This window comes from Butyrivibrio sp. ob235 (assembly GCF_900109475.1).
Lineage (GTDB): Bacteria > Bacillota > Clostridia > Lachnospirales > Lachnospiraceae > Butyrivibrio.
The window spans coordinates 20,684-30,411 of the sequence record NZ_FOBE01000028.1; the positions used below are offsets into that span (position 1 = coordinate 20,684).

Annotated in this window: 12 protein-coding genes; 1 reads left to right on the forward strand and 11 read right to left on the reverse strand. The window is 38.1% G+C overall.

What is annotated here, in order from left to right; genetic code table 11:
• Positions 1-5: 5 nt before the first annotated feature.
• The 4 genes from BMW61_RS22095 to BMW61_RS22100 form a co-directional block, all read right to left on the reverse strand.
• A complete protein-coding gene (locus BMW61_RS22095) occupies positions 6-149 on the reverse strand; it encodes a hypothetical protein (RefSeq protein ID WP_175475267.1) in 144 nt (47 codons plus the stop codon).
• 72 nt (positions 150-221) lie between these two features.
• Positions 222-473 (reverse strand): PF20097 family protein, encoded by a 252-nt coding sequence (locus BMW61_RS16635; protein WP_091824164.1) that lies wholly within the window; start codon positions 471-473, stop codon positions 222-224.
• Positions 474-831: 358 nt separating this feature from the next.
• Positions 832-1,377 (reverse strand): SF0329 family protein, encoded by a 546-nt coding sequence (locus BMW61_RS16640; RefSeq protein WP_091824167.1) that lies wholly within the window; start codon positions 1,375-1,377, stop codon positions 832-834.
• Positions 1,377-1,520 carry a hypothetical protein gene (locus BMW61_RS22100; protein ID WP_175475268.1) on the reverse strand — a complete coding sequence of 48 codons (144 nt, stop codon included), beginning with the start codon at positions 1,518-1,520 and terminating at the stop codon, positions 1,377-1,379. Before BMW61_RS22100 ends, BMW61_RS16640 begins: the two co-directional genes overlap by 1 nt.
• 97 nt (positions 1,521-1,617) lie before the next feature.
• Here BMW61_RS22100 and BMW61_RS16645 point away from each other — a divergent pair, with 97 nt between their 5' ends.
• Positions 1,618-1,812, forward strand: coding sequence for a (2Fe-2S)-binding protein (locus BMW61_RS16645; RefSeq protein WP_044932260.1), 195 nt, complete (start codon positions 1,618-1,620; stop codon positions 1,810-1,812).
• Here BMW61_RS16645 and BMW61_RS16650 read toward each other — a convergent pair.
• From BMW61_RS16650 to BMW61_RS16675, 7 genes are all read right to left on the reverse strand, one after another.
• Positions 1,803-2,363, reverse strand: coding sequence for an NUDIX hydrolase (locus BMW61_RS16650; protein WP_091824171.1), 561 nt, complete (start codon positions 2,361-2,363; stop codon positions 1,803-1,805). The genes BMW61_RS16645 and BMW61_RS16650 overlap by 10 nt on opposite strands.
• Positions 2,364-2,487: 124 nt before the next feature.
• Positions 2,488-2,649: a hypothetical protein gene (locus BMW61_RS22105; protein WP_155829783.1), complete on the reverse strand. Its 162-nt coding sequence runs from the start codon at positions 2,647-2,649 to the stop codon at positions 2,488-2,490.
• Between the two features lie 455 nt (positions 2,650-3,104).
• Positions 3,105-3,383: a hypothetical protein gene (locus tag BMW61_RS16655; RefSeq protein WP_242876782.1), complete on the reverse strand. Its 279-nt coding sequence runs from the start codon at positions 3,381-3,383 to the stop codon at positions 3,105-3,107.
• Positions 3,384-3,400: 17 nt separating this feature from the next.
• Entirely contained in the window at positions 3,401-3,925 is a 525-nt protein-coding gene (locus BMW61_RS16660; RefSeq protein WP_091824174.1) for a hypothetical protein, read from the reverse strand.
• Between the two features lie 312 nt (positions 3,926-4,237).
• Positions 4,238-5,455 carry a hypothetical protein gene (locus tag BMW61_RS16665; protein WP_091824176.1) on the reverse strand — a complete coding sequence of 406 codons (1,218 nt, stop codon included), beginning with the start codon at positions 5,453-5,455 and terminating at the stop codon, positions 4,238-4,240.
• 511 nt (positions 5,456-5,966) lie between these two features.
• On the reverse strand, positions 5,967-6,455 hold the full coding sequence (locus tag BMW61_RS16670) for an ADP-ribosylglycohydrolase family protein (protein ID WP_175475269.1): 489 nt from the start codon (positions 6,453-6,455) through the stop codon (positions 5,967-5,969).
• Between the two features lie 152 nt (positions 6,456-6,607).
• Entirely contained in the window at positions 6,608-9,724 is a 3,117-nt protein-coding gene (locus BMW61_RS16675) for an SNF2-related protein (RefSeq protein ID WP_091824181.1), read from the reverse strand.
• Between the last annotated feature and the right edge of the window lie 4 nt (positions 9,725-9,728).

Below are 9,728 nucleotides of genomic sequence, written 5' to 3' on the forward strand. Positions count from 1 at the left end.
AATCTTCACTTCTTTCTCTTATCATCCAGAAAAAATCCTGCAAGCAGTATTACCGGTACAGCCAGCACAGACAATAGTGCCATTGCTCCATACTCAATACCGGACTTGTTGCTATTTTCGTTTTCATTTCTTTTATCCTTATTATCCATGCTGCCTCCTTTCAAATACAATACTGTATTTTCACTATAACCGAATCGCTAGCATCTGCAAGTCTTCCAGCCTTAATAATCCATCAGAACACATTTACATTCCTTGCATATATATCCGACATTCCGAGGTTTCATCCATCCATTTCCTAAATTTATCTGCACTCCACCCTCTGCAGAAGCCTTTTTAGCAGTCAAGAGCTGTGGAAACACGCGATTAAATACATCCGATGTTGCCCAGAAGAGTACCGGCCATCCCCTGGATGTATTCGCACTAACGCTAATCTCTCCTTTTGTCATCTCATTTCCGCATTTAGGACATTTCATAGCTGGTCTCCTCCAAACCATTATTATCTGTTGTTATGATAATTATACAAAAACCGGAAAACACAATGCATATCCGCTATGGTAAAAACTGAGTATCTATTCTTCTAATAGTGCAAAAAAGAACGGCAACCTTTTTATGTAATCCTTAAGGTAAATTTAAGGTGAGCATTATATATTATATCCATCGAGAGGCGAAAGCCTTTTGGAAAATCTTTTATAGAATACTTTTTTCATAACATAATACTGCCGGATAGTTAACGTCCGGCAGAACCCCTCCAAAAATAAAATCGCCAGGGTCTTCTGCTTTGATTACTAATCACAGAGGATTCTGGCGTTCCCTATTTTTTACTCTGACATATCAATATGCTATCCCTTCAGCATCAAGCCTCAATCTGTAAAACTCCTGCAACCATTCAGGCTGCTCCTGCACTGTCTTAGAAATATCCCTCAGAGTCCTTTTTCCCACTCTTCTGTCAAAAATCGCCAGCATCCTTATAATTGGATCTTCGTCGGCAAGGCTATCCTTTATATCCTGATTAAGATACTTTTTTATGGAATAGGGAACTAAACAGGAATCAACGATACCATCTTCTGCTGCCCTGATCCTACCCTCTTCTTCTGCAGCAAGATTTACCTCCTGATTGATTATTTCCCCATCATCAGTCCACTCTCGTCCGGGAATATTCTGCTCCCTTTTAACTTCAGCTCCATACCTGAATATTGCCATTTCATTATATGGATTTGCCTGAAAAACTTCCTTCCCATCTATCCTTACAGCAAATCTTCCGTAATCATCCGGTGCTCCATGGTAATTTGTCCTGAAATACTGAACTCTGTTTTTTAGGCTCTCGCAAATGAGATCCTGCTCAAGTTTCTTTCTTATACTGCTCCACGACTGCGGCATCACTCATCTCCTTCTTCTCTGTCAAATATATAGTCCTTCTCATTCAGCTCATCTTCCGTTCCGAAGATCGTGAGCTGTTTTGCGTTCTTAGTCATTTCATCGTAGGCCTCTCGCTCAGCCTCTGTTAATTCTCTTATTTGCAACAATAACCCCTACCTTTTTTGATAATACACGTAATATCCCTTCAAACAACTGCCGATATCTATACTGTCACAATCAATCTTCGGAGGGATATCTGATATGAAAAGAGATAAAATCGCATGCTCCTGCAAAAACGTTAATTATGGCAAAATACTCGATGCCGTCAAAAATGGTGCTGATACATATGAAAAAGTCCAGGAAGCAACCGGATGTGGTACCGGCTGCGGAAAATGCCGTGACTTCATCACTACAATGATCCGCGATATCATTATGTTTCCTGAAGATTACGCTTGATCATATCCCAGATACCTCATCACTGTTTCAAGGCCTTCCATCGGAACACAAAACGTTCCGTCCCTATGTTTGCATCCTTCAAGTACATCATCTATGGTGAACCATTTTACTTCTTCAACTTCCTCTGTCTGAAGGACGAGATTCGTCTCAACCACTGGCTTTTCATAGACATATACGAAAGCTACCTCATTATCCCTGAACATCTTGCCATGGAATTCCATCTCGTATTTAATGTGGAACTTACCTGCGAAGGTAAAGTCTCCCTCATGAGCTTTTATCCCCAGCTCCTCGAACAATTCTCTCTGAGCTGATTCGAGCGGATCATCACCTGCCTGGATGTGCCCAGCTGAAGAAGTGTCATACATTGAAGGAAACGATTCCTTATTGGCACTTCTCTTCTGCAACAGCACCTCGTATGAATCACCAGCCTTACGGACTATCCATGTATGAGCAGTTCTATGTGAAATCCCTTTATCATGTGCTTCTGATCTTGTGACTGTCCTGCCCACAGGAAAGCCATTATCATCTGTTACATCAAAAATCTCTTCCAAGAAAATATCCCCCTCGCTTCATAATGTATCAATATTATAACGTAAAAATCCCCAGAGCATTGACCAAAATCGATCTACTACTCCAGGGATTATTTCCTTTTATACATTTATTAATTTTGAAGAATCACAGTGTGAAAGTAGCTCCGAATGCAACTGTCATTTTCTCTTTATTGTAGAATGCTGAAAGCTTCTCAAGGCAATCATCATACATTTTGCGGAATGCTTCGTTTCTCTGCTCTCTCTTAACTTCTGCTTTTCTTGTATCCTGAACATCGTTAAATCTCATAGTATTTTACCCCTTTCTTGGTTGTGGTATATGTTAGCCGTTTGGCTGTTGCTTTTCTCTTTCTGAGCATATAATATTATTTCCCAGGTTTTAAAAACACAACATTCATTGTTTTTATTATCTATTCGTTGTCTGACCTCTCTGTAATTATGTAATTATGTTATACATCACCTAGAAATATCCCAATATCGTTTTCATTGGATTTATATAATTATTATCATGTGATTTTTTTGATTGGTTTAGTTTTAGTTTTTAGAACATAACAAAGCGCCAGTAATCTTCAATTTCTGAAAATTATTGGCGCCTACTATTTTAGAAAGGAGTACAGCCCGGCTGATCTCACAAAATCCCCTACCAGACTAAATGCCATGTGGCTACATATCCTACTACCCAGAGGATGGATCATTTCATTCGGATATGCTTTATGTCAAACAAAACAACTATTTGTAAATAGCTTAAAAAGCAAAATCATCGAAATCGTCTGCATCAAATCCGGCATCTTCAAGTGCCTCGCGTCTCTCATCCGGATCCATCATCTCCAGAACATCCCTGGAAAGGCCAGCCATTTCAAGCTCGTCCTCGAGTTCATCTTCCTCCTCATCAAAATCGGATGAATCATCATCCTCTTTGAAAACTGTATCATTTATAAAAGCCCATTCACCAGCATCTATATGCCCGTCATTATTCAGATCAAATGGAGTATTTCCAAACATATCATCAAAAGGTCCCTTCATAGCCAGCTCCTTTCTGATCAGTGATGATCATTCCAATAATCTTCTGCTGCATCATAAGCTTCGTCTTCATCATCGTAGTCATCTTCATAGTCGTAGAATTCTTCATATTTATCATCAGCAAAATCCTGCGCGGATTTATAATCATAAACATCATAAGAATCATATTTCTTCTTGGAACTTGAATATGACTTCTTTGAAGTGCTCTTCTTGCTGCTGTATGAAGAGCTGTTGCTTGATGTTGTTGCAGACTTATGCTCGTAGCAGTATATACTTCCTGTACTTCTCTTCCTGGTGCATCCGGACTTAGCGCAATGCCCTACGGAAGTACTTGTATATGACTTGGTACTGCTAGAATATGAGCTACTTGAAGAACTCGTTGATGACTTATGAACATAACAATATATGCTTCCGGTACTTCTTTTCCTGGTGCATCCAGATTTAGCACACTGGCTGTTATATGCACCTACACTCATCGGTATACTTGCAAATATGGTAATCGCTACAGCGAATGCTGTCACAAGAGTAATTATAGTCTTCTTCATGATCCCGCCCTCCATAACTTCTCTGAAAACGGTGTAGTATCTCTATATACAAGATAAACCTCTACCCACAGTAAATATATATCCTTTTTTGAAAAATACAAGCCTATAAATCGTCCTGGATATAGGGAATCTGCGGATTATCCCTTCGTAGTTCTATTCTAAACATGACCGTATGCAACAACACGGATAAAGACATGACAAATGCTATGTATCCTGATATAAAACCACCAATATCACCACCTATACAATAGGAAAAGTATCGCAAATAGCTTCTCCAAAACAGTCCCATTTCAATATATCCCCCTTCTCACCTTACGCTGCCTGCTTCTCCCTGAGACTCCTTATTATCGCCTCAAGGACTCTCTTATAGGATTCCTTTGTAACCTTCAGTTCTCCGGAAAAAGTCCTGGCATCAAACGCATCCGGAAGGTTCTCATCGTTTTTACACTTTTCAATAAAGCTGCTGTAATCACCTAGAAGATCCACCTTATGTGGACATGCGCCTAGTATTATAGCGCTGTACCTTCCGCCATATGAAAGTCTGCCGGCAAAGTTCATAACCTTGTCGTAATCCGTCTCATAGTCAAAATCCTTCCTTTCAAAGCCATAGGTCTTAGCTATACCGTTAAGAGTCTTCTCATCCAGAGAGCAATCGCCGAGTACTAATATTTTCCCTCTATGTCCAAGAAGAGCATGTCCACTCATGTTATCACTATTCTGTTTTTTCTCATCCACATAGTTCTCCGCTACATGGGATCTGATTTCTACCAATGCTCTCTTATATTCAGCATTCTCCGCTTCGAGTTCCTTCATTCTGACCCTATCCACAGAATTGAACTCATCAATGATTCCAAGAAGCTTTTCCTGGTACTTTTCCATCGCCTCTATCTTTTCAAGAAGCAGCTCCACAGTGATTTTCTTCTCAAAATCACTCATCTGAGGTGCTTGAAGCTCATCTACTGATGTCTCTGTAATATCAGGTATCACCTCGTCCTCATTCACAGACTCATCAAATGAAATATCAAGATTCTTGATTATATCCGCCATGATACTGCCGCCACTCTCTACATTACTGGATTTGATTAGATATTCCTGCTCATCATATATATGTGAATGCTCTCTGTCAGATATCTTCTTGTCATACTTGCCCTTTAACATCCCGAGATTTTTACTTATGTTTCTTCTGTTCTTAGGAAAGAAACTTATAACATTATCAGCAAGTACCCTCATAGTTCCATAATAATGCCCTGAATATCCTCCACACTTATCATTTAGCAGTGAAATCATAATTGGATCTCCACGGAAATCTGTAAAACCGCTATCAAGCCACAGATATACCGTCCCTCGGTCCGGCTGCATTTTGCATGAGCATTTATCATCAATATAAAATTTGGTCGATTTTTCTTTAGTGATAAATCTTTTTATAGTATGCGGATCTGGCATGCTTTTTCCACTAAGTTTTGCTATTCCTTCAACTACATCCTCGATATCATCGATTACAATTCCATTATCAATAATAAACTCTGTCATGCTTTTTTCCTCCATATTCATATAATCTTTATGTAGCCAGTAATTATCTAACATTTGGCTTATGTTCCATTTTTATTCTACCCTTTTAACTGTACAATAAGCAGTACATCACTCTCGAAATTGTGTTCTATTTTCGCATACAATCAAGCCTTATTCTTTTGATACTTAAAACATTTCTTAGAAGTTACCTCATCCCATTTTTCACAGAGATGTGGATAAACTATATTTGAGACAAAATCTGTAACAACAGGAACCAAACATTCCATAATAACCCGTTCTCCTGCATCAAATGCAAGCTTTGCAACCTTTTTCTGTATACTGTATACTATATGGTATTCTCATAGCTATTCTCCTTTCTTCTACCTCTCAGGAAGTGTTGTTGCTTTATTTGATAATCTTATGATAACGTTTTGGGCATTATAATAGGTCGCACCGGATGCGACCTATCAGAAAAATTTGAAATTGTGTCTTGTTGCGTTCCAAACATGCATAATAACGGCATTTCCAACACTTATAGTAGAAGAATCTCATATAGTTCCTTCGTAATATACTCCTCCAAAAGCTGATCTACAGCGACATCTCCGAATCCACCATAGAATTCCTCCGCCACCCCACCAGCAATTGCTCCGAAAGTATCGCTGTCACATGGCAAACTGTAGATATTCCTGATGAATGATTCGTAGTCTGTGCTCTCATAAAAGCATCTCATGGCTGCAGGAACTGATCCTTGGCAGCTTTCATTCCATTTATATCTTGTTCGTATCTCATCCAAGGAATAGCCAATACTGTACTCATAATCTTTAGTCGGGTATTCCGCAAGGACATAATCGTAGATATCCTGCTTACTACTGCCATGCCTTGCCATCCAAATGCATGTGGAAGTAACAACAGCTCCTTTTATTCCTTCAGGATGATTATGCGAAACTGCAGCTACATCCGCAGCTTTCCTCTGCATCTCTTCATAAGTATCAAAGGCTTCTCCAATATATGATGTCCTCATCTGCTTTAACTTTAGCAATATCATTCCTGATAATATGAAATGGCATAACTCACCTCATCGAATATCCCCATATCTGCTCTCGAAGACATAACAAAAATTTCATTGCCCTAATCAGCTTAGAATCAACCATAATTTGCCTTAAAATATAAAATTCACGTCACGTCCAACATGCAAATAGCATCCAATGCATATGTCCCCACAAATTTTAGTTTTTCTTCGAGAATAGCAACTTTACTTTCAGCTTTCTGTTTTTCCCTGGCTATTGCCTTTCGAGTCTTTTCCTCTTCCTTTCCAGTGACAGTTAATAATTTATCCTCCAGTTCACGAATCCTAATATTTGAAAGACTCCTAACTGCCTGAATTCTAGAGCCAATCTTAACATCATTTTTTCCCATAGCCTCAGATGCAAACTCCTCTTTCCGATTCTCCGCAGCATCCTCAACCGCCATCCTCAATTCATCAAACCCATCATATGAAATATCTTGTGGCACTTTTCCCACAACCAATTCTTGGAACAGTTGCTTTTTCTGATCTTCATTTAAGCATATAATATTTGAAGCATCCTCCTTCACCAAAAAATATTCATATGAACTAGTCTCAAAAAAGCCTTTAAATTCCATATCATAGACAAAAATCCAATATCTTCCAGCATCAACATTGATTGCATTTTTGCTTTTGAGATTAGCGTAAAACACATTTTCAGGATACTCTACTTCAAGCGCTCTCATGTAATCAATAATAAAATGAATGAAGGCTCCAGCTGGTTTGAAAAAAACACGATCATCATTCTCATATGCCGAATTACCATCAAAATCTATTTCAAGATCCCCACCATTCTCTACAATACTCCGTATCTCCTCTCCAGCTTTTCCAAGATTCAACCGTTTGTTATAAGCTTTTAGCCTATCACATATATCTTTAGTCACATGGATAGAAGCTGCTGACGAAGAAATCACCTTACACCAACACCCATTTTCTTTTTTAAGAAAGCTATATACAAACAATAAAGATTCATGTGGAGATATCCTACTCTTCTTAATAGAATCTTCAAATTCTTCACGGAACCCCTTATCATTTACGAGCTCATATCGTGCCTCATCAAATTCTTCTCTAGTCTGCCTCGCTTTTTCTATGCGCTGCTCTATCTCTTTTTCCCTCTTTTCAAGTTCTGCTTCTGTAAATTCCTTAGAAATAATTAGTTCATTTATTTCAGCTATATCTTTGGAAATAATAGGTTCCAACTCTCCTACCAAATCCGATGCATCAGCTATTCTTGAAAGTAGAACACGATTAATTACAACATCAATCGTATTATCAATACAGAGATTACCAATTACTATCTTATCTGACTTTTGTCCCATTCTGTCTATGCGGCCTATTCTCTGTTCTATACGCATAGGGTTATATGGCAGATCATAATTGATTAGTGCTGAACAAAACTGGAAGTCCAAACCTTCACCACCGACTTCACTAACAAGAAGGATATCGTATTTCCCAGCCTCAAAGTCATGCATAATATCGTTTCTACCATATACCTTAAAGCCATCCTCATCTTTCTGGTTAGTCGGTGTTTCATCTGGAGTCTTTCCATACATAAGCGCAAGGCTATATCCGTCAGCAGACAATCTCCTTCGTAAATATTTAAGTGTTTCCGTATAAAAAGAGAAAACAATTATTCTTTTATTATCTCCGGATGCTTCCCGGACATTCTCTATTAGTTGCCTGAATGTATCATATTTGCTGTCATAATTATCTAGAGCCTTTATCTTTCCTAATAAATCTGAATAACTCTCTTGAAGGAGTTTTTTCATGGATCTTACTGATTTTATATCAATATCCCCTTCTTCGGACATAAGATCAGCAAAGACCTCATCCGGCATGTTTATAAATTTCTTAACATTTTTCTCTAATGCGATAATTGAACTGGCCGCTATTCTCTCTAAACCATTTAGAATTAAGCCGAACGCCCTTTCTGATACACCAAATAGTCTATATCTATGTAGGTTGGTCTCCAGGAAAGCGTCATATATTTCTCGTTCTTTCTGAGAATACTTAACATCAAGTGTCACTGTTTCTCTGGTAACCCTATGTTCAATAGCATCTCTCTTTAATGTCCTTGTAAATGAAGTTGCGATTGGATTGAGTAGCCCCATAATCCTTTCAAAATCAACTTTATCTTTTACTTCAAGTTTTTTATCTCCTACTATTTTCTCGTATAACCTTTCAAAATCGTCTCTGATGAAAGCGTTATTATCTGCCATTAATCGAATTTCATTAACATGACTCTTCAACTGCTCTCGAGATGTGACATCATCTTTCTTAATTAATGCAACAGCCTGATTAACCCTACGTATCTGCCTCAGAAGTTGATTAAAGATCTGCTGATCCGGAAATAGTGAAGGATTAAGGATGTGAAGCTGATTATACAAGTCGTCACTGCGTAAATTAAATGGTGTAGCGGAAAGCATAACAACTCGTTCACTACACAGACTAAGTGTTGCTCCAAATTTATGCGTATTAGTTCCAGGATTTCTATAATGATGACACTCGTCAACAATTAACAGTTTAAATATCGGTTCACCAGATTCTTCCACACATTTCTTTAGGAGCTGCTGATATTTCTCCCCACGAAATAGCTGCTCACTTACTATACTATGCGGATACTGTATTTTTCCTGTCTCAATAATCTCCTCAAGTGTATATTTTAATGACTTTCCATCATGTATATAGAAATCATCCATATAGAATTTTGACCGTAACTCTGCACGCCATTTGCCACATAGGATGCTGGGACAAACAATCATAATTGAATCATTATTCTTGAGCTCGCCTCTTGCAATAAGTTCATCAATAATTATTCCAGACTCGATTGTCTTTCCAACTCCGACCTCGTCTGCTATAAGAAGTCTTTCATCCGAATCAATGCTAAGAAACTTCATCAATGGCTTATATTGAAAAGGATTAAATATGATTTTATTACCTTGGTAGCTAAAAAGATTACCCTCTTGGCTTTCAGAAAAAAGTCTATAATATGCATATTTCAGAAAAGCCTCAGCATTTTCAAAACTGTGCTCTTTTAATTTACATAAAATACTCTCTTCTTTGTCAATATACGGAACTAGCTCAGATTCCTTATATCGATTCTTTTTCCCATTTTGAAAGACCAAGTAAAATGTCTGATTCATCCCAGGGCTTACTGCATTAATTGTGACTATCTCTCCAGTACTTTTTATCTGTGCCAATTCACCAGCTTTAAATTTCTCTTTCATATTG